This is a genomic window from Actinoallomurus sp. NPDC052308 (assembly GCF_040679195.1).
Classification (GTDB): domain Bacteria; phylum Actinomycetota; class Actinomycetes; order Streptosporangiales; family Streptosporangiaceae; genus Actinoallomurus; species Actinoallomurus liliacearum.
Map to the genome: position 1 here is coordinate 516,738 of NZ_JBFAUM010000003.1, position 23,870 is coordinate 540,607.

The 23,870-nt window shown below is 73.3% G+C and carries 23 protein-coding genes; 11 read left to right on the forward strand and 12 right to left on the reverse strand.

Annotated elements, in window-relative coordinates:
- Nucleotides 1-97: 97 nt before the first annotated feature.
- Nucleotides 98-1,009 (forward strand): sucrase ferredoxin, encoded by a 912-nt coding sequence (locus AB0L00_RS13750; RefSeq protein ID WP_364432806.1) that lies wholly within the window; start codon nt 98-100, stop codon nt 1,007-1,009.
- Nucleotides 1,010-1,165: 156 nt separating this feature from the next.
- Nucleotides 1,166-1,462 carry a WhiB family transcriptional regulator gene (locus AB0L00_RS13755; RefSeq protein WP_289848350.1) on the forward strand — a complete coding sequence of 99 codons (297 nt, stop codon included), beginning with the start codon at nt 1,166-1,168 and terminating at the stop codon, nt 1,460-1,462.
- An 83-nt stretch (nt 1,463-1,545) separates the two neighbouring features.
- Here the strand turns inward: AB0L00_RS13755 and AB0L00_RS13760 are convergent, their stop codons facing one another.
- Both AB0L00_RS13760 and AB0L00_RS13765 read right to left on the reverse strand, forming a co-directional pair.
- Nucleotides 1,546-1,722 (reverse strand): hypothetical protein, encoded by a 177-nt coding sequence (locus tag AB0L00_RS13760; protein WP_364432809.1) that lies wholly within the window; start codon nt 1,720-1,722, stop codon nt 1,546-1,548.
- Between the two features lie 208 nt (nt 1,723-1,930).
- A complete protein-coding gene (locus AB0L00_RS13765; protein WP_364432812.1) occupies nt 1,931-2,578 on the reverse strand; it encodes a phosphoribosyltransferase family protein in 648 nt (215 codons plus the stop codon).
- A gap of 241 nt (nt 2,579-2,819) precedes the next feature.
- On the opposite strand from AB0L00_RS13765, the gene AB0L00_RS13770 reads away from it, so the two are divergent.
- Nucleotides 2,820-3,281: a hypothetical protein gene (locus tag AB0L00_RS13770; protein WP_364432815.1), complete on the forward strand. Its 462-nt coding sequence runs from the start codon at nt 2,820-2,822 to the stop codon at nt 3,279-3,281.
- Nucleotides 3,282-3,312: 31 nt separating this feature from the next.
- Here the strand turns inward: AB0L00_RS13770 and AB0L00_RS13775 are convergent, their stop codons facing one another.
- The 3 genes from AB0L00_RS13775 to AB0L00_RS13785 form a co-directional block, all read right to left on the reverse strand.
- The gene (locus tag AB0L00_RS13775) at nt 3,313-4,155 is read right to left on the reverse strand and encodes a TauD/TfdA family dioxygenase (RefSeq protein WP_364432818.1); all 843 of its coding nucleotides are present in this window, start codon (nt 4,153-4,155) and stop codon (nt 3,313-3,315) included.
- Nucleotides 4,156-4,299: 144 nt separating this feature from the next.
- Nucleotides 4,300-5,847, reverse strand: a complete 1,548-nt coding sequence (locus tag AB0L00_RS13780) for a glycerol-3-phosphate dehydrogenase/oxidase (RefSeq protein ID WP_364432821.1) — start codon at nt 5,845-5,847, stop codon at nt 4,300-4,302.
- A complete protein-coding gene (locus AB0L00_RS13785; RefSeq protein WP_364432824.1) occupies nt 5,844-6,428 on the reverse strand; it encodes a TetR/AcrR family transcriptional regulator in 585 nt (194 codons plus the stop codon). Before AB0L00_RS13785 ends, AB0L00_RS13780 begins: the two co-directional genes overlap by 4 nt.
- A gap of 55 nt (nt 6,429-6,483) precedes the next feature.
- Between AB0L00_RS13785 and AB0L00_RS13790 the strand changes: the two genes are divergently transcribed.
- From AB0L00_RS13790 to AB0L00_RS13825, 8 genes are all read left to right on the forward strand, one after another.
- On the forward strand, nt 6,484-8,052 hold the full coding sequence (locus AB0L00_RS13790; protein ID WP_364433247.1) for an FAD-binding oxidoreductase: 1,569 nt from the start codon (nt 6,484-6,486) through the stop codon (nt 8,050-8,052).
- Nucleotides 8,053-8,183: 131 nt separating this feature from the next.
- A complete protein-coding gene (locus tag AB0L00_RS13795) occupies nt 8,184-9,071 on the forward strand; it encodes a YegS/Rv2252/BmrU family lipid kinase (protein ID WP_364432827.1) in 888 nt (295 codons plus the stop codon).
- Nucleotides 9,072-9,141: 70 nt separating this feature from the next.
- Complete coding sequence (locus AB0L00_RS13800; RefSeq protein ID WP_364432829.1) at nt 9,142-10,014, forward strand: hypothetical protein; 873 nt, start codon at nt 9,142-9,144, stop codon at nt 10,012-10,014.
- 98 nt (nt 10,015-10,112) lie between these two features.
- Complete coding sequence (locus AB0L00_RS13805) at nt 10,113-10,505, forward strand: YccF domain-containing protein (RefSeq protein ID WP_345358687.1); 393 nt, start codon at nt 10,113-10,115, stop codon at nt 10,503-10,505.
- Nucleotides 10,506-10,634: 129 nt separating this feature from the next.
- Nucleotides 10,635-11,045: a hypothetical protein gene (locus AB0L00_RS13810; protein ID WP_364432832.1), complete on the forward strand. Its 411-nt coding sequence runs from the start codon at nt 10,635-10,637 to the stop codon at nt 11,043-11,045.
- 110 nt (nt 11,046-11,155) lie between these two features.
- The gene (locus AB0L00_RS13815) at nt 11,156-12,652 is read left to right on the forward strand and encodes a metallophosphoesterase (RefSeq protein WP_364432835.1); all 1,497 of its coding nucleotides are present in this window, start codon (nt 11,156-11,158) and stop codon (nt 12,650-12,652) included.
- 102 nt (nt 12,653-12,754) lie between these two features.
- Nucleotides 12,755-13,291, forward strand: coding sequence for a DUF4234 domain-containing protein (locus AB0L00_RS13820; protein ID WP_364432838.1), 537 nt, complete (start codon nt 12,755-12,757; stop codon nt 13,289-13,291).
- A gap of 110 nt (nt 13,292-13,401) precedes the next feature.
- A complete protein-coding gene (locus AB0L00_RS13825) occupies nt 13,402-15,138 on the forward strand; it encodes a bifunctional 3'-5' exonuclease/DNA polymerase (RefSeq protein WP_364432841.1) in 1,737 nt (578 codons plus the stop codon).
- 78 nt (nt 15,139-15,216) lie between these two features.
- On the opposite strand, the gene AB0L00_RS13830 is transcribed toward AB0L00_RS13825, so the two are convergent.
- The 7 genes from AB0L00_RS13830 to AB0L00_RS13860 all read right to left on the reverse strand — a co-directional run bounded on the left by AB0L00_RS13830 (nt 15,217) and on the right by AB0L00_RS13860 (nt 23,501).
- Nucleotides 15,217-16,482: a flavin-dependent oxidoreductase gene (locus AB0L00_RS13830; protein WP_364432844.1), complete on the reverse strand. Its 1,266-nt coding sequence runs from the start codon at nt 16,480-16,482 to the stop codon at nt 15,217-15,219.
- A gap of 110 nt (nt 16,483-16,592) precedes the next feature.
- On the reverse strand, nt 16,593-18,281 hold the full coding sequence (locus AB0L00_RS13835; protein WP_364432847.1) for a thiamine pyrophosphate-requiring protein: 1,689 nt from the start codon (nt 18,279-18,281) through the stop codon (nt 16,593-16,595).
- A 173-nt stretch (nt 18,282-18,454) separates the two neighbouring features.
- Nucleotides 18,455-19,231: an ABC transporter ATP-binding protein gene (locus AB0L00_RS13840; protein WP_364432850.1), complete on the reverse strand. Its 777-nt coding sequence runs from the start codon at nt 19,229-19,231 to the stop codon at nt 18,455-18,457.
- Nucleotides 19,228-20,844, reverse strand: coding sequence for a benzoylformate decarboxylase (mdlC, locus tag AB0L00_RS13845; protein ID WP_364432853.1), 1,617 nt, complete (start codon nt 20,842-20,844; stop codon nt 19,228-19,230). The genes AB0L00_RS13840 and mdlC overlap by 4 nt, the downstream gene beginning before the upstream one ends.
- Nucleotides 20,845-20,852: 8 nt before the next feature.
- Complete coding sequence (locus AB0L00_RS13850; protein ID WP_364432856.1) at nt 20,853-21,695, reverse strand: ABC transporter permease; 843 nt, start codon at nt 21,693-21,695, stop codon at nt 20,853-20,855.
- Complete coding sequence (locus AB0L00_RS13855) at nt 21,692-22,501, reverse strand: ABC transporter permease subunit (RefSeq protein WP_364432859.1); 810 nt, start codon at nt 22,499-22,501, stop codon at nt 21,692-21,694. The genes AB0L00_RS13850 and AB0L00_RS13855 overlap by 4 nt, the downstream gene beginning before the upstream one ends.
- Before the next feature lie 10 nt (nt 22,502-22,511).
- Nucleotides 22,512-23,501 carry an ABC transporter substrate-binding protein gene (locus AB0L00_RS13860; RefSeq protein ID WP_364408005.1) on the reverse strand — a complete coding sequence of 330 codons (990 nt, stop codon included), beginning with the start codon at nt 23,499-23,501 and terminating at the stop codon, nt 22,512-22,514.
- Nucleotides 23,502-23,870 lie beyond the last annotated feature (369 nt).

The following is a 23,870-nucleotide window of genomic DNA, read 5'->3' on the forward strand; positions in this document are numbered from 1 at the left end:
GATCCATTGCGCACGTAGCCGGCCGATTGGAGTTAGGTTAGTCTCACCTAATAAGGTGGCGCGACCATTTCCGACCAGCCGATCGACAGGGGACCCCTTGGCGGACCACCGCTGCGCACACTGTCCCGGAAGTCACACGGGGGAGCGCCCGTGCCTGGCCAGCGCCACCACCGGGGCGCGCTCGTGGCTGCTCATCGAGCATCCCGGCCCGTGGGCCGAGTACGTCGAGGACGCCGACCTGCCGGGACCGGTCGCCGACGCGCTCCGCCGGGCCGCGCGGCACGGCGTACGCGCCCAGTTCATCCGTGCCCCCCGCCGGCGGCGCCGGACGCCTCCGCTGTGGGTCTACACCGGCTTCTCCGGCGACACAGCCCCTGACGGCCGGCCCGTGACTCCCTGGCTGGAGGGCCGTGAACTCGCCGACCCGGCCGAACTGGCCGGCCTCGACCTGGCGGCCGTGGCGGCCGGCCGGCCACCCGGCCTCGGCCGGCCGGTGGCGGGCCCGCTCCTGCTCGTCTGCACCCACGGCCGCCGGAACGCCTGCTGCGCGCGGACCGGCGCGCCGCTGGCCCGCGCCCTGCGCGAGCGCTTCGGATCACAAGTGTGGGAAACCACACATGTGGGCGGCGACCGCTACGCCGCCAACCTCGTCTGCCTGCCGCACGGCCTGTACTACGGCGACCTGGACCAACGGCGCGCGGTGGCCGCCGTGACGGCGTACCACGGAGGGGAGGTCGTGCTCGACCGCTACCGTGGCCGGGCCGGCCTGCCCGAGCCGGTGCAGGCCGCCGAGCACTTCGTGCGGGCGCACACCGGGATCCTCGCGGTGGACGACGTCACGGTGGAGTCGATGGTCGCCGACACCGCCGTCGTGCGCGCCGGCCAGGAGAGATACCGCGTCCAGGTGGAGCGGACCGACCCCGGCCCGTGCGGCGCGGGATGTTCGGAGAACCTCGCCACGTATGTTAAAAGGGGGATGGCCCTTCTCAACGGGGCGGCCCTCGTGTAGCCTCTCCGAGGCCCTATTCGCCGTTCCCGTGAGGACACGGCGGCTCTCGGGGAACATCACGGCGCTTCAAGACGTTGCAAGATTTTGCGCGCTTCTTACTGCTGTAGCGCCCGTGACCGAAATTTGCTCACCAGCAAGCTACGAGGTGGTAGTTCTATGGCTCAGGTACGTCGGCAGGCAAACCTCCCCCGTCCCAGCTGGGGCTGGCAGGACGCTGCCGAGTGCCGGGGGGAGGACCTCATCCTGTTCTTCGGCCCCGACGGAGAGCGTCAGCCGGAGCGTGAGATCCGCGAGCGTAAGGCCAAGGCCGTCTGCATGCGCTGCCCCGTGCGCAACGAGTGTCTTGACTACGCCGTCTCCCGGCCCGAGAAGTACGGCACGTGGGGCGGTCTGAACGAAGACGAGCGCGCCTCCGAGCGTCGCCGTCGCATGCGTCGCGCCAACGCCGCGTAGCGTTCCCTCCGCTACCTGCGGTGCGCGACCCCGGCCCGGGGATTCCGGGCCGAACGGCGTGAGCGCCGAGCAATCCAGAATCTTCACCCCTTCACGTGGCGGGTGATCTGATCTTCCGCGAGCCGGGCGACCTCATCGAGTGCGCCCGGCTTCGGCGATCGCCGCCCCGCGCCGGGCAACACCACGATCGCCGTCTCGGTCGTCGTCCGCGCGGTCGCCCGCTCGTTCGGCGACAGCGCTCTCAGGTCGCGTCCGCCCACGATTGAACAGTGTAGGCGCACGTACGACCGCTGAAGCCTGCCGCGAGATCCGGGCGCCGCCGCGGGGCACCACCGCGGCGGCGCCGTCCGGCCGCGCGGCCGCCGTGACCAGCGCCGCGGCCGCCACGGCGCAGGCCCGGACAGGCCCCCCGGACGTGTTCTCGGCCACCCCGAGGCGGCCGCGGAAGGACGTTCGGCGGGCGGGCCTTCACAGCAGCCGTTGCACGTCGTCATCGGACAGCTGGTCGAAGCGCACGTACCACTGGCCCACCGCGCGGAACGTCCAGGGGGCGGCCAGCACCACGATCTCGTCGGCGTCCGCGGCGAGCGCCTTCACCGTCTGCGCGGCTCCGACCGGCACCGCGAGCACGACCCGCCGGGGCTCGCCCGCCCGGACGGCCGCGAGCGCGGCCCGTGCCGTCCCTCCCGTGGCGAGGCCGTCGTCGACCACCACGACGTCCCGGTCCTTGACCGACGGCAGCGCCCGATCCCCCCGGTACGCCGTGACCCGGCGCGCCAGTTCGGCCCGCTCACGTCGTACGGTCTCCTCGACGTCCGCGCGGGTCAGTCCCACGCGGTGCATCAGGTCGGGGTCGAAGACCGGCTCCCCGTCCTCGGCGATCGCGCCGACGCCCAGCTCCGGCTGGCCCGGACAGCCGATCTTCCGCGTCACGAGCACCTCGAGCCGCGCGTCCAGGCGGCGCGCGATCTCCCGGCCGACCGGCACGCCGCCTCGGGGCAGGGCGAGGACGAGCGGGTCGACGAGCCGCAGCGGCACGAGCTCCTCCGCGAGCAGGCGCCCGGCCTCGGCCCGGTCGGTGAAGGGCAGCCGCACTCCCTGACGGCTCCAACCCACGACGACCACCTCGCACGGATGAGGGGCCTTTCTTCCGGAGCCCTACCCACAACGGGCAGGTGCATCCGGCCGTTCGGCGGTCCCTCCGTCCCGGCGCCCCGAGGACGGCCGCCGGCGCCGCGGTGACTTCACCCGAGGCGCCCCCTCCGTCCGGATCGCGAGGCATCTCGCGGCCACGCCGGCCGGGCGCTCATGGCGTGGCGTCCTCGCCAGTCACTCGGCGGCGTCCTACCGTGACGCTGTGATCGCGATGGAGCCCGTCCCCGCATGGTGCCTGGTCAACGGCGAGTGGTCCGAGCGCGAGGACCCGGTGATGGCGGCGTGCGACCCGCAGGGCGGCGACGTGGACGCCGCGATGGCGGGGCTCGGCTTCGAGGCCTGGTGCCGGATCGGCGATGAAGGATTCGCCGCGACGCCGTTGACGCTGACGGTCTACTCCCGCGAGAAGCCGCCCCTGCAGTTCCTGCTGCAGCTGGAGGGGAACGCCGGGAACGTCGTCGAGCACGTCTTCGCCGAGACCCTCCCCGACGCGATGAACCTGCTGGCGGCGTGGGCGCCGGTGGCCCAGGCCGGGGCCCTGGCCGAGCTGGTTCGGCGCCTGGCGGCCGAGGACGGTGAGCCGTCGTCCGCGCTGCGGCCCCGGCCCGCGCCGCCCCGGCCGTTCGCGACCGGAGCGACGCACGCGACGGCGGTGGAGTCCTGATCCCGGACCTGCCGCCGGACCGGTCGGAACCCTAGGCCGACCGGGGACCCTTCGGGACACCGTCGTCGATCTCCGCCGGAGCGTTGATCGTGACACGGTGCATCTTGCGGCGCTGGGTGTAGTCGGCGACCGCGTAGTGCTGGGTGGGCCGGTTGTCCCAGAAGGCCAGCGTGCCGACCCGCCACTTCAGCCGCACCTGGAACTCCGGTGACCGGACGACGTCCTGGAGCAGCGGCAGGAGCGCCTCGTTCTCCCGGTCGTCCAGGCCGACGAGGCGGGTCGTCGAACTGCGGTTGACGAACAGCGCCTTGCGGCCGGTCTCCGGATGGACGCGCACGACCGGATGCCGGACGGGCGGCCACTTGCGCTGCATCTCCGCCAGGTCGAGCCGGTGGCCCTTCGCGATGGCCTTCGTCACCGACATGGTCAGGTCGTGCTCGGCCTCGAGCTCGTCGCACAGGCGCTGGATCGACCGGGGCAGCGACTCGTAGGCGAGGTACATGTTGGCCCAGTTGGTGTCGCCGCCGACGTCGGGCAGGATCACCGCACGCAGCAGCGACCCCATCGGGGGCACCGTCATGAAGGTGTTGTCGCTGTGCCAGGAGTCCCCCCCTTCGCCCTTGGGGTCCTTCTGGTCGAGGATGTGTATGGCGCTGGCCGACGTCTTCATCGGCGGCTCGTTCAGCGTGCCGAACCGCTCGGCGAAGGCCAGGTGCTGCTCGTCGGTGATCTCCTGGTCGCGGAAGAACAGGACCAGGTGGTCGAGCAGGCCCCGGCGGACCTCCGCGACCTCCTCCTCCGACGGTGGTTTTCGCAGGTCGAGTCCTGTCACCTCGGCGCCGATGTGCCGTGTTACGGGGTGGAATTCGATCATGTCGGTGGCCCTCCGTCGGTGGCCCGCGCAGCAAAACAAGCAATCGCTAGGTTGCCACGTTTCGGCATGCCTGACCACCCCTCGGAGCGGTACAACCGCGTGATCAGTGCGGTACCGGGCCGGTCCCGCTCCCGGGCCGCGCGGTCAGCGGGGGCCGGTCGCGGCGGGGAGGTGGGCCAGGGCCCGGCGGGCGGCGGGAAGGGCGGCCTGCCGGTCGGCGGGGACGAGACCGACGCGGGTACGGCGGTCGAGGAGGTCGGACTCGTCGAGGGCGCCCTCGTGGAGGACCGCCCAGACCAGTTCGGCGCCGATGGTGGCCGAGCCCGGCACCACCGGCTCGGCGAGCGAGGGGTCCGCCGCCGCGAGGGCCGCAACGGCGGTCGCCTCGGCGCCGTACCGCCGCACGAGGCGCGCCGGCGCGGTCAGCCGGCCGAGCTCCGGCGCGGCGCCGACCAGCGGCAGCCGGGTCGTCCGGCACGGCCCGGCCGGGAGGCCGCGTCCCTCGATCGCCGCGTCGACCGCGTCCTGGGCCATCCGGCGGTAGGTCGTGAGCTTGCCGCCGACGACCGTGACCACGCCGTTCGGGCCGGTCAGCACCGCGTGCCGCCGCGACAGGTCGGCGGTCCGGCCGCCGGGTCCGTCGAGCAGCGGGCGGAGCCCGGCGAACGCGCCCACGACGTCGGCGCGGCGCACGGGGACCTCGAGCGCGGAGTCGACGACGTCGAGCAGGAAGCCGATCTCGGCCTCCGTCGGCCGCGGCACGTCCGGGACCGGGCCGTTCGCGGGCTCGTCGGTCAGGCCGACGTACACCCGGCCGTCGTCCTGGGGCAGGACGAGGGCGAACCGCCCGGTCGTCCCCGGGATCGGCAGGTGCAGCCCGGCGAGCGGCACGCCCAGCGTGTCGGCACGCAGCACGAGGTGGGTGCCGCGCGAGGGCCGCAGCCGGATGCCGTCGGCGAGCCCGCCCGCCCATACCCCGGTCGCGTTGATGACGGCACGGGCCCGGATGACGTGCTCCGCGCCGGTCAGCTCGTCCCGGACGTCCGCGCCGTCGCCGTACAGGGCGGCGGCCCGGCAGCGGGTGATGATCCGGGCGCCGTGCGCGGCCGCCGTCCGCGCGATCGCCGTCACGAGACGGGCGTCGTCGGCGAGCTGACCGTCCCAGGACAGGATCCCGCCGCGCAGGCCGTACGAGCGCAGCGCCGGCACCAGCCGGAGCGTCTCCACGGCGGACAGGCGGCGCGGCCGGGGCAGGACGGCGCGGCGGGTGTGGGCGCTGAGCCGGAGCAGGTCGCCGGCCCGTACCCCGGCCATCGACAGGGTCGCCGCCGACCCCGACACCAGCGGCGTCAGCGGCAGCACGAACGGCAGCGCGCGTACGAGGTGCGGGGCGGTGCGCGCCATGAGCACCCCCCGCTCGACCGCGCTCTCGTGCGCGACGCCGAGCTGTCCGGAGGCCAGGTAGCGCAGGCCGCCGTGCACGAGCTTCGAGCTCCAGCGGGACGTGCCGAAGGCGAGGTCGTGCGCGTCGACGGCGGCGACGGACAGGCCGCGCGAGGCCGCGTCGAGCGCGACGCCCGCGCCGGTCGCCCCGAGCCCGACGACCAGGACGTCGACGACCTCGCCCGCGGCGAGCGCGGCCAGGTCACGGGCCCGCCGGGCGGCGTTCAGGGAGGAGTCCGGCGGCGTCACGGCGCGAGGTACCGGTCGAGGATCTGCCGCAACTCGTCGTCGAAGGCCTCCGGCGACAGGGCCGGGACGCCGTCGGCGACGATGTGCCCGGACATCGCGAAGGACTGCACGACGAGCAGGACGGCGCGGGCCTGCCGCGCCGGGTCGCCGGCGCGGATCGTGCCGTCGCGGTGGCCGGCGCGCAGGGTCTTCTCGAAGGCGCGCAGCATCGTGTCCTGGGTGGTGCCGCGCCGCTGGAGGAGGTACGGCAGGAGGACCTCGGGGTCGACCTCCAGGATCTTGTGGAACAGCCGGTGCCCGCGGAGCGCGGCGACGCCCGCGACGAGCGCCTCGACCGCCTGCGGCCGGACCGGCGCGCCGTCGCCGGGCGGGGTGACGCGGGCGACCACGTCGGCCCACTCCCGGGTCATCAGGTCCGCGACCAGCGTGCGCACGTCCGGCCAGCGCCGGTAGATCGTCATGCGGGACACTCCGGCCCGCCGCGCGACGTCGGTGAGCGTCGTGCGCCGCACTCCGACGGCGAGGACACAGTCGCGGGCGGCGTCGAGCATCGCGTCTTTCTTGTGACGAATAGACGTCATGTGTAACAGTGTAAATCTCGTCATCATCCGCAGGAAGGGAGGGGCCGTGCCGAGGATGCGCTGGGACGGCTGGGGCGATCCGGACCGGGCCACGCCGTTGCCCGCCTCCGTCGTCGGGCTGCTGCGGGAGCTGCTCGGCGTGCGGGCGGATCCCGCGCCGCCGGTGCGGCTCGAGGAGATGACACCGCCCGCGCCGAACCCCGCCGTGCGCGTCCTGGCGGAGACCGTCGGCCCCGACTGGGTGGTGAGCGACGACGAGACGCGGATCCGGCACACCCGCGGGAAGTCCACGCCGGACCTGCTGCGCATCCGCGCGGGTGACGCGAGCGCGGCCCCGGACGCCGTCGTGCTCCCCGCCGACCATGAGCAGGTCCTGGCGGTCCTGGAGCGGTGTTCGCGCGAGCGCGTCGCGGTCGTCCCCTTCGGCGGCGGCACGTCGGTCGTCGGCGGCCTCACCGCGGCGGGGGAGGGGTTCGCCGGCGTCGTCGCGCTGGACCTGCGCCGCCTGGACCGGATCACCGCGCACGACACCGTGTCGCGGACGGCCACCCTCCAGGCGGGCCTGCGCGCCCCGCGTGCCGAGGCGCTGCTGGCCGAGCGCGGGTTCACGCTCGGCCACTACCCCCAGTCGTACGAGTGGGCGACCATCGGCGGGTTCGCCGCGACGCGGTCCTCAGGCCAGGCGTCGGCGGGCTACGGCCGGTTCGACGAGATGGTGGCCGGCCTGACCGTCGCCACGCCGCGCGGCACCCTGACGCTCGGCCGGGCCCCAAGGTCCGCGGCCGGCCCCGACCTGCGCGAGCTGGTGCTCGGCTCCGAGGGCGCCTTCGGCGTCATCACGGACGTGACCGCGCGGGTCTGCCCGCTGCCGGAGACGCGCCGGTACGAGGGCTGGCGGTTCCCCACGTTCGCCGAGGGCACCGCCGCCGTACGGGCGCTGGCCCAGGACGGGCCGCTGCCGACCGTGCTCCGGCTGTCCGACGAGACCGAGACGATGATCGGCCTCGCCCGGCCCGACGAGATCGGCGAGGGGCGCGGCGACGGCTGCCTGGCGGTCTGCGGGTACGAAGGCCATCGGGAGGACGTGGCGGCGCGCCGCGCCGGCGCGCACGCCGTCCTGACCGCGCACGGCGGGGAGCCGCTGGGCGACGCGCCGGGGGAGAGCTGGGCCGCCGGCCGGTTCTCCGCGCCGTACCTCCGTGACGCGCTCCTCGACGTGGGGGCATTCGCCGAGACGCTGGAGACCGCCGGGTTCTGGTCGGTGCTGCCACGCCTCGCCGAGAGCGTGCGGCAGACGCTGTCCCGCGAGCTGCCGTCCTCCCTGGTGATGTGCCACATCTCGCACGTCTACCGGGACGGGGCCTCCCTGTACTTCACCGTGGTCACCGCGCAGGGCGACGACCCCTTGGGGCGGTGGCGGCACGCCAAGGCCGCCGTCGGCGACGCGATCATCGAGGCCGGCGGCACGATCACCCACCACCACGGCGTCGGGACCGACCACCGTGACCGGCTCGCCGACGAGATCGGCCCGCTCGGCGTCGACGTCCTGCGCGCGGTCAAGGATCGGCTCGACCCGGCCGGCATCCTCAATCCCGGCGTGCTCGTCCCGCCCGCCACCGGATGACCCGTACGATCCGGCGGAGGACGTGGCCACCGCCGGAGCCGCGCGGAAGGGATGCCGGAAGCCCGGCAGCCCGGTCCGCGCGCGTTTCTCGGCGGGGCCGGACTCGCGGTACTGGAAGAAGGGTGCTGAGGATGCGTTCGTTCACCGCCGTGGTGAACCCGGCCGCGGGCGGCGACGCGGCCGCCCGGCTCATCCCGCTCGCGCGGCTGCTGCGCGAGGCCGGCGCGGAGATGACCGTGGAGTACAGCCGCAGCCTCGAGCACGCGGCCGAACTCGCGCGCACCGCGGCCGACAAGGGCCACGCGGTGATCGCGGCGGGCGGCGACGGCATGGTCGGCGGGCTGGCCGGCGCGCTCGCCGGCACGGACGGCGTGCTCGGCATCCTGCCGGCGGGCCGAGGCAACGACTTCGCCCGCCAGCTCGGGCTGCCGGAGGAGCCGGACCGGCTCGCCGCCCTGCTGCTGGAGGCCGAGCCGAGACGGATCGACGCGATCGAGGTGACCTCGCCGGACGGCGAGTCCCGCGTCGTCGCGGGCAGCGTGTACGCCGGGGTGGACTCGGTCGCCAACGTCCACATCAACCGGCTCACCCGGCTGCCCGGTCCGCTCGCGTACTACCTGGGCCCGCTGCGCGCGATCGCGACCTGGCGCCCGGTCTCCTACCGCGTCACCGTGGACGGCGAGCTCCACGAGGAGCGCGGCTACACGGTCGTCGTCGCGAACTCCGGGTTCTACGGCTACGGCCTGCACATCGCGCCGGACGCCGCGGTCGACGACGGGCTCCTCGACGTCGTCATCATCCGGCACGCGCCGAAGCGGCTGTTCTTCGCCGTCATGCGGGAGCTGCCGCGGGGCACGCACGTCGACCGCCCGGTGGTCGAGGTGCTGCGGGGCCGGGAGGTGCGGGTCGAGGCCGACCGGGAGATCCCGTACGGCGCCGACGGCGAGCTGCTCGGGGTGCTGCCGGCGACGGCGCGCGTGCTGCCCGGCGCGCTGAACGTGATCGCCGATCCGGTCTGACACTTGGCGCGCGGTTTACCGGTCCCAGAAGACGACGGCGGTACGTTCCCGGTGTGCGGGGGCGATCACTGTGAAACACGCGCTGGCCGCGGTGGCGGGCATCGCGGTGGGCCTGCCGGTGCTGGCGGCCCTGGCGCCCAGGCCGGACGGGCGGCCCGCCGGGGGACTGCCGGCCCGGTACGTCCCGTGGGCCCGCGTCGGGCACCGGTTCCCGAGGACGTTCGCGGAGGGGCCGGCGGAGCACCGGCACGCACGGCGGCCCGCCTCGTCCGGTCCCGGCCGGCCGCAGCCGGCCCCGTCCGCCCAGACGATGGCCCGCGGTCCGCTCCCGGCCCCGTACCACCGGCCCGCGCGTCAGGGCCCCGACCGGGCGGCGTCGCGCGGCGCGGACCGTACGGCCGGGCGCGCACCCGAGCCGGCGTGGACTCCGGCCGGCACGCCGTCGCCGTCCCCGGCCGAGAGCCCGGCGCGGTACCCGGCGGAGACGCCGCCGAGGTACCCGGCCGACCGGCCCTGGCGGTACCCGTTCGACCGGCCGTCCGGCGACGCGACGGTGCGCCCGGCCGACCTCGAACTGTCCATCGCCGCGCCGCCCACCGTCCGGCCCGGCGGCCGGTTCTCGTACTCGGTGCGGCTGACCAACCACGGGCCCGGCGCGCCCGGCCCGATCACGGTGCGCAGCGTGCTGCCCCCGGGCACCGTACGGACCGGGGCCTGGCTGCCGACGGGCGTCGACGGGTACAACGGCGACCGGGAGGCCGCGCTGGTGGTGCGCCATCTCGAACCCGGCCGGTCGCTCGCCGCGCGGTTCGACGTCAGGGTGCTGCCGGACGCCCGCGGTGAGCTCGTCGCCCGAGGCCGGATCGCCGCGGTCGGCGGCGTGCCCGACCCCGTGCCCGACGACGACACCGCCCGGGTCTCCACCCTCGTCCGCCCCCGGTGAACCCGGGAGCGTCCGGGGAACCGCCGGCCGTGAGAACGCGTCATAACGTAGGTCAGAACGTACGGACGAGACGCGACCGGTTGGGAAGAAAAGGGGCCATGCGCACCATCCTGAACATCATCTGGCTGATCTTCGCCGGGCTGTGGCTGGCACTCGGCTACTTTCTGGCCGGGATCGTCTGCTGCGTCCTCATCATCACGATCCCCTTCGGGATCGCCGCGTTCCGGATCGGGGCGTACGCGCTGTGGCCGTTCGGCAAGACGGTGGTGCGGCGAGGCGACGCGGGGGTGATGTCGGCGATCGGCAACGTGATCTGGTTCTTCGTCGCCGGGCTCTGGCTGGCCATCGGCCACGTGGTCACCGGGATCGCGCTGTGCGTCACCATCATCGGCATCCCGCTCGGCCTGGCGAACTTCAAGCTCATCCCGGTCTCGCTGGTGCCGCTGGGACGCGAGATCGTCTCCACCGACGACCCGCGGGCCTTCGCCTGAGCCGCGGGTAGAGCCGGGGTCGATCCACGCCCTGCCGCCGGGTTCCGGGGGACAAAGTCTCGGGTGAGAAAGATCATCCTCTTTGTTCGCGGGCTGGACAGCCGCTGGTCACCGGGACACACTTGCCCCATGTCAGCGGCCACGCCGTTGCCCAAGCAGGGCGACGTGTTCTTCGACTCCCGGGGAGCGGACCGCGCGCTGCGGCTCAGCCGCCATCCCGACGCGGGGGTCGTCGTGCTGAGCATCTGGAACGGCGGGGTGTGCCAGGGCACCTTCCGGTTGCCGTCGGACCAGATCGCCACGTTGGCGGAGGCGCTGCTGAGCGCGGCGCCGGAGCCCCGGCCGCCGCTGCCGCAGACCGGCCAGTACGAGCCCCCGCCCGCCGGCGGATACGAGACCCCGCCCGCCGCGCCGTACGACCGGTCCGAGCCGCGTCCGGCGGGCGACGGGCCGCCGCCGCACGAGAGGTTCGAGCCGCAGCCGCCGGGCGACTTCGAGCCGCGTCCCGCCTGGCGGCCGGACCCACCGACCGTGCCCTGACGGGCCGAGGCCGGCGGGACCCGCCCAGGGCCTGCCCGGACGCCCGGGCGACCTGGCCGGAATGTGCCGAACAGCGGCAACGGGCTGATCTTCACTGCTAGTTTGCCCGGGTGCCCCCCTCTTCTCGCGACTCCGCGGCCGGTGCCGGCTGGACGTGCCGGGAGCCGGGAACGTACACCGCCTTGATGCCGAGCCGGGCGCGATCCCTGTCGTGGACGAACCCCGCGACGCTCTGGCGGGCCCGCAACGACGTCCTCGCCCGCTGGTTCGGCGACCCGACCGACGATGAGCGGGCACGCTGGGTGCGTGAGCAGTCGGCGCGGGGAGCCTCCCCGGACTTCGCGATCGAGCGCGACGACCCGGACTCCTTCTCGTTCATGATCCTGGGCGACACGGGCGAGGGGGACGCCTCGCAGTACGCCGTGGTGCCGGGCTTCGAGAAGATCGGCGCGGGCACGCGGTTCGCGGTCATCGCGAGCGACGTGATCTACCCCACGGGGAGCGTGAACGACTACCCCACCAACTTCTTCCGCCCCTACCAGGGCTATGCCGCCCCGATCTACGCCGTCCCGGGCAACCACGACTGGTACGACGGACTCGGCGGGTTCATGCGCGTCTTCTGCGGCGCGCCTCCGCTGTCCCCGGACGGCCGTCCCAAGCGGTTGTCGGCCGCATGGTGGCGGCGGCTGTTCTGGAAGGAACCCGAGGTCGCCGACGAGGGGCGTCTCGCCGCGGCGGAGGCCCTGCGGTCCGCGCCGGGGCAACGGGCGGCGCAGCCGGGACCGTACTGGGTGATGGACGCCGGCCCGCTCCGCATCATCGGCATCGACACGGGCATCCTCGGCGGCATCGACGCCGACCAGGGCGCGTGGCTGCGCCGCGTGTCCCAGGGGCCCAAGCCGAAGATCCTCATCACGGGCAAGCCGCTGTACGTGGACGACGCGCTGCATCCCTGCCCGATCGCGGGCGGCGGGACCGTCGACGAGATCGTCCGCGACCCGGCCTGCAACTACGTCGCGGCGATCGGCGGGGACATCCACAACTACCAGCGGTATCCGGTGCGGGTCGGAGACCGCGTGATCGAGTACATCGTCTCGGGCGGCGGCGGCGCCTTCATGCACGCGACGCACACGATCCCGCGCGTGACGGTGGGCGGCGTCTCCGAGGAGGAGTTCCGCTGCTACCCCCTGCGCGGCGACTGCCTCGCCTTCTACAGCAGGCTGTACGGCAGGAGGCTGCGGCTCCGGCGGTTCTTCGAGCTGTCCGAGGACGAGGCGGCCGCGGTGATCGAACAGCGGCTCGGGATACCGCCGCACCGGGAGACGCGGGCGACGGTGACGTGGCGTGCCAGGATCGTCGCCTCGCTGCTCGGCGTGCCGCCGAGGCCGCATCGCCGGTCCCGCCTGCGCCTCCCCGTCCGGCGCGTCTACCAGCGGTTCCTCTCCCCGGTGTCCGACTCGAACCGGCCGCCCCTGTTCAAGAGCTTCCTGCGCCTCGACGTCACGCCGGAGAGCTTGCGGATCCGCTGTTTCGCCGCGACCGGATGCCGGGAGCACGAGCTCGACCCTCCGCTCGAAGACGAACTGATGATCCAACTCCGGATATGACGGATCATTCGTGTGAACCATGGCGCCCTATGCCGCGTCTGAGAGATGCACCTATGGCGGCACCCGTCTGCCGCGACCCCCCCGACCTCAGGAGAGGCCTTAATGAGCAACCCCTACCCGCAGCAGCACCAGCCGCAGTACGCGGGGGCGACGCCGCAGTACCAGGGGCAGCCCGGCTACCAGGGCATGGCGCAGGGCCCCGGGCAGATGGTGCCCGCGCAGCACGGGCAGCCGGCCCTCATGGGCATCCAGATGAAGCGCCGCAACCCGGTCGGCGTGTGGCTGGGCCTCCCGCTGATCACCCTCGGCATCTACAACCTGGTCTGGTACTACAGCGTGCACAGCGAGCTGGCGAACTTCGACCGCCGCCGCCAGGTCAGCGCCGGCATGGCGCTGTGCTCGCTGCTGTTCGGGTGGATCACGCTCGGCATCTGGCCGCTCGTCACCTACATCACGCTGGCCGGGCACGTCCGGAACGCCCAGCAGGCGGCGGGCCTCCAGCCCACCTGCAGCGGCGGTCTCGCCTTCCTGCTCGGCCTCTTCGGCTTCGGCACGCTGTACTACCAGATCGAGCTCAACAAGGTCGTCGACCGGTACCAGGGCGCGCCGACCGGGGCCCAGGTTCCCCTCGCCGCCTGACGGCCCCAGCCAGAAGACCCTGGTCACAGGGTCTTTTTCCGTCCTCGGCGCGGATCGTCCGCCCGGCCCCACCGCTCCGTTTCGTCGGTGGGGCCAGGCACAATCGACCCATGCGGATCGCAGTCGGCGCGGTGGGGGACGGCGGGGTGCTGCGCCCGGTCGCGGAGGACGGCACCCCCACCGGACCGGCCGAGCCGGTCACCGACCTCGTCTCCGCCATCGCCCGCCGCGAGGCCGCCTGGTCCCGGCCCGGCGGGACGCGAGGTGACGCGCACGGCGATGCCGCGGTACGGCCCGGTGGGACGCGAGGTGACGCCGCGGTGCCGCCCGGCGAGGCGCGAGGTGACGTCCCGGCACGGACCGGCGGGATCCGCTGGGTGTGGTCCTCGACCGCCGACCTCTACCCGCGCCTGCTCAGCGCCGGGGTCCGCGTCGCGCGCTGCCATGACCTCGAGCTGACCGAGACGCTCCTGCTGGGCCACGCCGGCCGCTTCGGCGAGCCGCGCTCCGTCGCGGCGGCCCTGGCCCGCCTGCACGGACGGCCCGTCCCGGACGATCCGGTCGTCGCCCACGACCTGCCGACGCTGTTCGACGAGGGCCCGTCGGACGACATCGAGGCCGTCGTGGCCGTGCACGCCGAGCAGCAGCGACGGATCGCCGAGACCGGGCTGCGGATGCTCGCCGCCGCCGAGTCGGCGGGCGCGCTGGTCGCCGCGGAGATGGGCCACGACGGTCTGCCGTGGCGCCCCGACGTCCACGACGCGCTGCTCACCGACCTCATGGGCCCGCGTCCGGCACCCGGTCTGCGGCCGCGCGGGCTGCAGCACCTGGCGGACCGGATCGGCGAGGCCCTGGGCCGGCGGATCAACCCCGACTCGCCGTCGCAGATCGTCAAGGCGTTCGCGCAGGAGGGCGTGCGGATCCCGTCGACCCGGTCGCACGTGCTGCGGCAGGTCGAGCACCCGGCCGCCCGGCTGCTGCTGGAGTACAAGGAGCTCGCCCGGCTCTACGTCGCGCACGGCTGGTCATGGCTCGACACGTGGGTGCGCGACGGCCGGTTCCGCCCGGAGTACGTCGTCGGCGGCGTCGTCTCCGGGCGCTGGGCCACCAACGGCGGGGGAGCGCTGCAGATCCCGAAGGTGCTGCGCCGCGCGGTCGTCGCCGATCCGGGATGGAGCCTCGTGGTCGCCGACGCCGCCCAACTGGAGCCGCGGGTGCTGGCCGCGCTCGCCGGCGACGAGGCGTTCGCCGCCGCCGCGGGCGAGAGCGACCTCTACTCCGCGCTCGCGGGCGTTTTCGGCGGCGCCCGCGACAAGGCCAAGATCGCGCTGCTGTCCGCCATGTACGGCGGGACGAGCGGAGAGGCGCCGCAGTTGCTCGCGGTGATGCGCCGCCGGTTCCCCGCCGCGTACGACTATGTGGAGGCGGCGGCCCGCGCCGGGGAGTCGGGCCGCGTGGTGCGGTCGCGGCTGGGCCGCACGTGCCCGCCGCCGTCACAGGAGTGGCGTGACCTCGCCGTTCAGGACGGCGGCGGATCGGCGGTGCGCAGCCGCGGCCGGTTCACCCGCAACTTCGTCGTCCAGGCCAGCGCCGCCGACTGGGCGCTCGTTCTCCTGGCGGCGCTGCGCCGCAGGCTGACCGCGCTGGGCTCCGGCGACGCCGCCCCGCGGCTCGTCTTCTTCCAGCACGACGAGGTGATCGTGCACGCCCCCCGGGAGCTGACCGAGGCGGTGACCGCCGCGATCCGGGAGTCCGCGACGGAGGCGCGCCGCCTGGTGTTCGGCGACACCCCGGTCCGCTTCCCGATGGAGGCCGTCGCCGTCGAGTGCTACGCGGACGCCAAGTGATCCGGCCTTCGGGATGAAGAGTCCGCTTCATCACCGGCTCGGCCGCCGGAGCACCGCCGGCGAGCCGGTGGCGCCGCGTCAGCCGGCGGCGGGGTCCCAGGACTCCCGCTTGTTCAGGGCCTCGGCGTCCAGGTCGGTCGTCTGTTTCCAGATCCCCCGCATACTGGCGACCTCGTCGGCGTCGAGGATGTCCTCGATCCGGGCGAACCCTTCCGGCGCGCGTTCGGCGATCAGGTCGAGCATCTTGTCCAGCGGCATGTTCCGGCAGGCCATCACGACCGCGTTGGCCTCCGGAAGACGGATCTCCTCGTACGATCGCGACCCGGCGATCGGGTCCGCCGAGGAGGCCAGCTCCCGGGCGAGGACCCGCGCGTCCAGGATCGCCTGCGAGCCGCCGTTGGAGCCCACGGGGTACATCGGGTGGGCGGCGTCCCCGGCCAGCGTCACCCGGCCCCGGCCCCAGGAGGGGAGCGGGTCGCGGTCGACCATGGGGTAGTCGAGGATCCATTCGGCGCCGGCCAGCAGCTTCGGCACGTCGAAGCCGTCGTGGCGCCAGTCGGCGAAGTGGGGGAGCACGTCCTCCAGCCGCCCCTCGCGGGTCCAGTTCGCCGTGGCCGCCCCGTCCCGAGGGTCGGCGGAGACGCGCACCTCCGCCACCCAGTTGACCAGGCAGCGGCCGCGCTCGGCCGCCCTCTGGGAGATCGGGTACAGGACCATGCGCCCCACACTGTGGGAGCCCATGACGAGCATGGTGTCGCCGGTCAGGAACTCGTCGACCTCGGTGACGCCGCGCCACATGCGGACGCCGTTCCACAGCGGCGCGCCCTCACCCGGATGCAGCAGCCGCCGTACGGCGGAGTGGATGCCGTCCGCGCCCACGAGCAGGTCGGCGCGCAGCGTGACGACCTCGCCGCGGTCGCGCAGCCGCGCGGTCACCCCATCGGCGTCCTCCTCGAATCCCTCGAAGGACGCCCCCGTCCGTACGGCGTCGTCGCCGAGGCGTTCGCGCACCGCGTCGGCCAGCAGCATCTGCAGGTCGCCGCGGTGGATGGAGTACTGCGGCCAGTCGTACCCGGCGTACCGGCCGCGCGGATGAACGGCGATCCGGTTGCCGAACCGGTCCGTCGTGATCATCTCGCGGGTCTCGATCCCCGTCGCCTCGAGGGCGTCGGCGAGCCCGAGCTCGGTCAGCTCCCGTACGGCGTGCGGCTGCAGGTTGATGCCCACGCCGAGCGGCCGCAGCACGGGCGCCGCCTCCACGACGCGCGTGCCGATACCGGCCTTCTCCAGGGCGAGCGCGGTCGTCAGACCGGCGATTCCCGCACCCACGATGAGCACGTCCACGAGAGCGTTCCTCCTTCGACGCGGGGTGTCACCAAGAAGAGGTATCACCAAGAAGAGGCGGGCGGGCGCGACCGGGCCGGGACCGGGCGGACCGGCCCCGGCCCGCGCGGTCAGTTCGGCGCCAGGCGCACGTCCACGACCGCCGAGCTCCCGGCCTCCAGCGCCTTGAGGGCACGCTGCAGAGCGGGGACCAGGTCCGCGCGGTCGGTGACGCTCTCCCCCTGGGCGTGGCAGGCGCGGGCCACGGCCGCGAAGTCGGGCGGGCTCTGGAACCGCGTGCCGACCGCGTCGCCCCGCGCGGCCGAGCGTCCCTCGGGGAAGAGCTCGAAGACCGGCATCCTGCTGGCCTTGTAGCCGTCGTTGTTCAGCACGACCGCGAGGATGGGGGCGTCGGCCTCCGCGGCCAGGCACAGGGCCGCCGTCGGCACACCGAACATGAAGCTGCCGTCCCCGACGACCGTGACCACGCGCCGTTCGGGAGCCGCCAGGCTCACGCCGACGGCCCCGCCGAGACCCCAGCCCAGTCCCGGGCTGCCCGTCCCGGCCATGGTGCCGGGCAGGCTGCGCTCCAGGGTCTCGTGGAGCGTTCCCGCGTTGGTGACCGCCTCCTCGACGACGATGTCGTCCGCGCGGAGCACGGCGTTCAGCGCCTCGAAGACCTCGCGGGCGACGATCGCGTCACCCGCCCGGGCGGAGGCGGCGGGCTCCTCGTCCGTGCCGGCGCCGCGCCATTTCGCCGCCGGGTCGAGGTCGCCCAGGGCCGCGGCCACCTGGTCCAGGACCACCGCTCCGGGCGCGGCGACGGCCACGTCGACCGGGAAGGTCCACAGCGGCATGTCCTCCTTCACCGGGTCCGCGTCGATCAGCACGACCGTGGCATCCTCGGCGGGCCGGACGAACTTGGGGATCCACGGGACGTCGCAGTCGGCGACGATGATCAGGTCCGCCTCGGCCACGGCGCGACGTGCGGCCCCGGCGGAGCGGACGTGCATCGGGTGGGAGGTGGCGATGTTGACGCATCCGCTCTCCGGCGTGTCGATGACGCGAACCCCCGCGAGTTCGGCCAGCCGGGTCACCGCCTCGAAGCCGCCGGGACGGCGACCCGTCCGTGCGGTGATCAGCAGGGGCCGCTCGGCCGTGGTGAGCAGGTCCGCGATCCGCCGCACCGTCTCGGCGTCCGCCGCGGGCGGGCGCGGCACGGCGTACCCGCCCGTCCGGCCCGGCCCGGTGGCGGGCGGGTCCATCAGCACGTCGCGGGAGACCATGAGGTACGCGGGTCCAGGCCGGCCACCGCGGGCGATCTGCACGGCGCGGCCGACGGCCCGGGGCAGGACGTCCGGGCGGGTCACCTCGAACGTCCACTTCGCGTACCCGCGGACGACGCCCGCCTGGTCGGGCACGTCCTGCTGCCAGTGGATCGTGTGCGAACGGCCGCCGGGAGAGTCCGGGTCCTCCCCGTAGGGTGTCTTGCCGGCGATGACGACGACCCCGGCCCGGTCCCGCATCGCGTTGTGCACCATCGCGCCGAGGTTCTGTGTGCCGACGTCCACGTGGACGAACACCGCCTGCGGGCGCCCGGTCATCTGCCAGTATCCGTGCGCCGCGGCGAGGGCGACCGACTCGAACGTGCACGTGATGATCTTCGGCATCCCGGCGCCCACCTCGGCGAGCGTGACCGCCGCCTCCTGGAGGGGGGCCGAGTCGGTGCCGGGATTGAGGAAGAGGTGGTCGACGCCGTGCTGGTGGAGCAGCCACAGCAGGTGCTCGGCCGTGGTGCGGGGGCGGAATTCTTCGCTCAAGGTCTCTCCATCGGGATGGCGGCGAGGGCCGGATCGACTCATGGTCGGTATCCGCCCGTGGCTCGGCGGGCGGCGGTTCGTCCGGGGGGCCCGCCTGGGCTCTGCGGCGGTGGTCCCTCCGGGGACCCGCCGGGCTCGGCGGGCGGCGGTCCCTCCGGGGGATCCGCCCGCTCTCAGAAGAGATCGGCTCCGGGCGGCGCCTGACCGCGAACGAGACGGCCGACCTCGGCCCGCATGTGCACGAACTCCGGGAGTTCCCGCGTGGTGATCTGGTCGCGTGCCTGCGGCAGGCCCACGGCCAGGTCGGCGACGATCCGCCCCGGGGCCCGGTCCAGGACGATGACCCGGTCGCCGACGTAGACGCTCTCGTCGATGTCGTGCGTGACGAGCAGGATCGTCATCCCGTCCTTGCGCACCCGCAGGACGAGGTCCTCCAGGTCCTCGCGGGTCTGCGCGTCGACCGAGCCGAACGGCTCGTCCATCAGGAGGAGGGCCGGCTGGTAGGCGAGGGCGCGGGCGATCGACACGCGCTGCTGCATACCGCCCGACAGCTGCCAGGGGTATTTGTGCGCGGCGTCCGCCAGGCCGACGGCCTGGAGGGCGCCCAGCGCGGCCGCCTGACGTTCGGACTTGGACCTGCCGCGCCGGCGCAGGGGAAGCGCGACGTTGTCGCGCACGGTCAGCCACGGCAGCAGCGAACGGCTGTAGTCCTGGAACACGACGGCCAGGTTGTCGGGCACGTCGGTGATCTCTTTGCCGTTCAGCGTGATCCGGCCCTGTGAGGGGCGGATCAGCCCGGCGATGCAGCGCAGGAGCGTGGACTTCCCGCAGCCGGACGGCCCGACGATGCTCACCAGCTCGCCCTCGGCGATCTCGAGGTTCACATCTTCCAGGGCCGTGTGATCGGCGTAGTAATGACCGAGCTTCTCGACTTGGAGCACGGAATTCACCTCGTCCGGGAGTCGGTGGGGGAGGAGTAGGCGGAGGAGGTGCCCGCGGCCACCGACACGTCCACGAGGAACGGGCCGTCATGGCCGAGGGACTGCGACAGCGCGTCGCCCAGTTCGTCGGCGCGCTCGACGCGGCGGCCCGGGCACCCGAGCCCCGCGGCGACCGAGACGAAGTCGATGCCGCCCAGGTCGGTGCCGGGCACGTCCGGTATGTCGATCCGGCGGCCGAGCGCCTTGACGGCCTCGTACGCCTGGTTGTTCAGCACCACGAACGTGACCGGCGCCCGGTGACGCGCGGCCGTCCACAGTGCCTGGATCGAGTACATGCTGGAACCGTCGCCCACGACGCAGACGACACGCTGTCCGGTACCCGCCAGCGCGCGGCCGACGGCGAGCGGCAGTCCCCAGCCGAGGGCGCCGCTGCCGGTCGTGAGGAACCCGCCGGGCCGGGTGATCGGCAGGCGGTCGTGCAGCACGTCCCGGTGGCTGGGGACCTCTTCGACGACGACCGCGTCGTCCGGCAGCAGGCCGCGCAGCGTCTCGATCACCAGCGCGGGCTCGATGGGGTCCGTGGCCGGTGGCGCGGGCGGCCGGAGCCGGGGCGGCGGTGCGGGCCGGTCGGCCTTCTCGACCAGTTCCAGCAGCGCGGTGACCCCGGCCCGGATCGTGGTGAGCACGCTGGTGCCCACCGGGGCCCAGGCCGTCTGCGCGGGGTCGCAGTCGAGGTGGAACAGCCGCGCGCCGGCCGGGAGGTACGGACCCTCGGTGTGCACGTGATACGTGAAGATCGGCGCGCCGATCGACACGATCACGTCGTACGGTTCGAGGGCACGCGCGAGCTGGTCGCGGACCGGCGGTAGGAAACCGCGGAACAGCCGGTGATCCTCCGGGAAACCGGACCGGCTGGACAGCGGGCCGATCCACACCGCCGCGCCGGTGCGCTCGGCCAGTTCGGTGACGATGGGCGACGCGCCGTCGTCGTCGACGCCGGCGCCGACGATGATCGCCGGCTCCCGGGCGGCGTTCAGGGCGTCGGCCACCTCCCGCAGCGCCGCGGGCTCGCCGACGAACCCGGCACGGACCTCACGGGGCTCGACCGGCCGGGCGGGCCGGTCCCAGTCGTCCTCGGGCACCGAGAGGAACACCGGTCCGCGCGGCGGGGTCATCGCGACGTGGTACGCCTCGGCGAACGCCGCGGGAACGTCCTCGGCGCGTTCCGGCTGCCGGCTCCACTTCACGTACGGCCGTGGGAAGAGCGCTGGTTCGTCCGCCGACAGGAAGGGGCGGGTCGGCAGCATGGCACGCGACTGCTGGCCCGCCACGATCAGGATCGGCACGCGGTCGCGGTAGGCGTTGAACACCGCGCCGAGGGAGTGTCCCACTCCACCGGCGGAGTGCAGGCTGACCAGGGACGCGTGCCCGGTGCCCATCGCGTGGCCGGCCGCGACGGCGACCGCCACCGACTCCTGCAGGCCGAGCACGTAGCCGAAGTCGTCCGGCCACCCCGCGAACATCCGCAACTCGGTCGAGCCCGGGTTGCCGAAGAAGGTGGTCAGCCCGACGCCGCGGAGGAAGTCGAACACGGCGTCCCGGACGGTGAGCCCGTCGGTCATCTGGCCTCTCATGTCGCGTCGACGCGGCGGGCCGCCCGGTGCCAGGCCAGGGCGCGGCGCTCCGCCGCCAGCAGCAGGGTGTTGAGGATGTATCCCAGGATCCCCAGCAGCACGATGCCCGCCCACAGCGTGGGCAGGTCGGACCGGCTCTGGGCGTCGCTCATCAGGAACCCGATCCCGTTCGTGGCGCCGGGAAGCAGCTCCGAGAAGACCATCAGGATGAGCGACAGCGACAGGCTCAGCCGCAGCCCGGCGAAGATCTTGGGTAGCGTGGACGGGAGGATGATCTTGAACAGCCGGTCGGTGGACGACAGCCTGAACACCCGCGCGGTGGCCATCTGCAGCTGGTCCACCGATCGCGCGCCGTCCGCCGCGTTGAGGAGGATCGGCCAGATCGCGCTGAAGACGATCGACGCGATCTGCATCTGGGAGCCCAGCTTGAACAGCACGATGAAGACCGGCGCCAGAGTCGGCGGCGGGATAACGCGGGCGAACTGGAACAGCGGATCGAGATAGGCGAACACCCGGTCCGAACGGCCGAGCAGCAGGCCGAGGGCCACCCCTACGACGATCGAGGCCGCCAGCCCGACGGCCATCCGGCCCAGGCTCGGCAGGAGGTTGCCCGTGGCGTCCGAGGTCAGGAACAGGTGGGAGGCCGGACCCGCGAACCACAGGTGGTACATCTTCGCCACGATCGTCGACGGCGGAGGGAAGGAGGGGCTGTGCGCGACCCGGGTACCGGCCTCCCACAGGACGACCGCGACGGCGAGGACGATCCAGCGGTGCACGATGGCGGTCAACAGGCCCGTGCCGTAACGACCCGGGCGGCGGCCCACGGCGGCGGCGCTCACGAGCGTCCTCCCGACTGCGCGGCGTGCCAGCGGAACAGGCGGCGTTCGCCCTGGACCAGCACGGTGTTGATGACGAGGCCGAGCGCTCCGGCCCAGACGGTGCCGGCCAGCACGTCCCGAGCGCCGTCGAGACCCTGCTCGGCCTGGCCGATGAAGATGCCGAGGCCCGAGCCGAAGCCGGACAGGATCTCGGTGCCCACCGCGAGGATCAGCGCGACGGCCGCGGCCAGCCGCACGCCGGTGGCGATGAACGGCGCCGCCGCCGGCAGGGAGACCCGCCACATGATCTCGACCCTGCTGAAGCCGAACGTGCGCAGCGTCTCCTTGGCGACCGGATCGACGTCCTGGAGGCCGTAGATGGTGTTGAACAGCACCGGCCACACGGCGGCGTAGACGATCAGGGTCGTCTCGGTCGCGAGACCGGTACCCAGGAGGAGGCTGACCAGGGGGATCAGCGCTACGGACGGGATCGGGCGGAGGAACTCCAGGACCGCCCGGACAGCGGTGCCGACGACGGGGAGGCCGCCGAGGAGCAGGCCGAGCGGAACACCTCCGGCGACCGCGATGGCCAGGCCGAGGGCCCAGGCCTTGATCGTGCTGAGGACGTTCGTCATGAAGTCCGGGTCGGCCGCCAGACCGACCGCGCGGGCGAGAACCGTCGACGCCGGGGGGAGGTAGGTCTTGTCGACGATGCCCGCCCGCCCGAGCGCCTCACTCGCCGCGACGAGGATCGCGAGCCCGGCGATCCCCCGCAGCCACCTGCCGGTGCGCGAGAGATGCCGGGATCGCGGGTTGTGCGTTGTCATACTGCCTTGGTCACTTGTCCGAGGGCGTGAAGAGCAGCGTCTTCGGGTCCGGCTTGTTCTTGAGCATCTTGTTCTGCTCCATGAGGTCGATCAGCCGCTGTAGCCGGGTCGGGTTCGACGAGGTCGGGAACCCGGGCAGGCTGAGGACCGAGGCGGCCTGGGCGTCGATGCCCTTGGTGTAGCCGGGCAGGACCTCCTCGACCTTCTTGCGGTCACTGGACGCCAGCTGCTGCGCCTTCTCGATGGCCCGCTGGAAGGCGGCGGCGGTCTTCGGGTACTTCTTGACGAAGTCCTCCGTGCTGAGGTAGCCGCTCACGGGGAGGTCGGTGACCGGCGGGCCACCGCCGTCCAGGACCATCCGCGCGCCTTGCTTCCGCTGGATGTCGGTGCCGAACGGCTCACCGGTGTGCACCGCGTCGACCTGGTGCTTCTGCAGCGCGGCGCCCATCTCCGGGAACGCGACCTTGACGTACTTGATCTTGTTCGGGTCGACGTTGTTCGCCTTGAGGACCTCGTTGAAGGTCAAGGACTGAATGTTGTTCGGGATGTTGACCGCGACGGTCTTGCCCTCGAGGTCCTTCGGCTGCTTGATGGGCGAGTCCTTCGGGACCAGCAGCTCCATGAAGCGAGGCGCCTGGGCCGCGCCGTCGGCGAGGATGCGCAGCTTCAACTGACCCGTGTCATTCGCCTGGAGGAACGTCACGTAGTTGCCGCCGGCGATGACGTCGACCTGTCCGTTCTTGAGCGCGGGCAGGGCGAGGATGCTTTGGGCGACGGGCTTGATGTTGACCTTGAGGCCCTCGGCCTCGAAGAACTTCTGCTTGACGGCGATATGCAGACCGGCGGCGTCCACGAGGGGAAGCGAGGCGACGGTGATGGTCTTCTTCTCAAGGCCGCTCGCGTCGTTGTCCGACTTTGAGCCGCCACCGCAGCCCACGGCGAGGGCGGCGGTGAGAAGAAGACTCGTGAGGAGGGCGGGGCGAGACCCGAACCGTCTCATGGCGCTCCTTATGTAGGAGGGGAAGAAGGCTGGAGCATTGCGGGGGCATGGGGAAGTGGGGACCGTGGGCAAGCGGTTGTCAGGCGACAACGCCCGAATAGTCACGATCAGGGGGGAGGTTACAGCACACGCCCTGTGGTGCGCAGGCGGCAGAAGAGGTCCGATTGACCGGTCGTCAAGGGAGATTGACGCGCAAATGTCATGTTTTGGGCGATTTGAAAGGTTGACGCGCTGTAGGCGCTCCGCTCTCGCCGGCGGGAGGGGGCGCCGGGAAGTCGTGGGAGCGTGACCATGCTCGTCGCGTGGTCGCCGCTCGCCCCGCCCTGGCGGCGACGTGAATTTCCCTCGGCCATTGTCGAGTGCGATCGC

Excerpts from the sequence above, each read along its gene's own strand:
- AB0L00_RS13775 (WP_364432818.1), bottom strand. The coding sequence starts at position 4,155 with ATGATCGAATTCCACCCCGTAACACGGCACATCGGCGCCGAGGTGACA.
- AB0L00_RS13860 (WP_364408005.1), bottom strand. The coding sequence starts at position 23,501 with ATGAGACGGTTCGGGTCTCGCCCCGCCCTCCTCACGAGTCTTCTTCTC.
- AB0L00_RS13810 (WP_364432832.1), top strand. The coding sequence starts at position 10,635 with ATGTCAGCGGCCACGCCGTTGCCCAAGCAGGGCGACGTGTTCTTCGAC.
- AB0L00_RS13795 (WP_364432827.1), top strand. The coding sequence starts at position 8,184 with ATGCGTTCGTTCACCGCCGTGGTGAACCCGGCCGCGGGCGGCGACGCG.
- AB0L00_RS13790 (WP_364433247.1), top strand. The coding sequence starts at position 6,484 with ATGCGCTGGGACGGCTGGGGCGATCCGGACCGGGCCACGCCGTTGCCC.
- AB0L00_RS13825 (WP_364432841.1), top strand. The coding sequence starts at position 13,402 with ATGCGGATCGCAGTCGGCGCGGTGGGGGACGGCGGGGTGCTGCGCCCG.
- mdlC (WP_364432853.1), bottom strand. The coding sequence starts at position 20,844 with ATGACCGACGGGCTCACCGTCCGGGACGCCGTGTTCGACTTCCTCCGC.
- AB0L00_RS13755 (WP_289848350.1), top strand. The coding sequence starts at position 1,166 with ATGGCTCAGGTACGTCGGCAGGCAAACCTCCCCCGTCCCAGCTGGGGC.
- AB0L00_RS13820 (WP_364432838.1), top strand. The coding sequence starts at position 12,755 with ATGAGCAACCCCTACCCGCAGCAGCACCAGCCGCAGTACGCGGGGGCG.
- AB0L00_RS13805 (WP_345358687.1), top strand. The coding sequence starts at position 10,113 with ATGCGCACCATCCTGAACATCATCTGGCTGATCTTCGCCGGGCTGTGG.
- AB0L00_RS13785 (WP_364432824.1), bottom strand. The coding sequence starts at position 6,428 with ATGACGTCTATTCGTCACAAGAAAGACGCGATGCTCGACGCCGCCCGC.
- AB0L00_RS13855 (WP_364432859.1), bottom strand. The coding sequence starts at position 22,501 with ATGACAACGCACAACCCGCGATCCCGGCATCTCTCGCGCACCGGCAGG.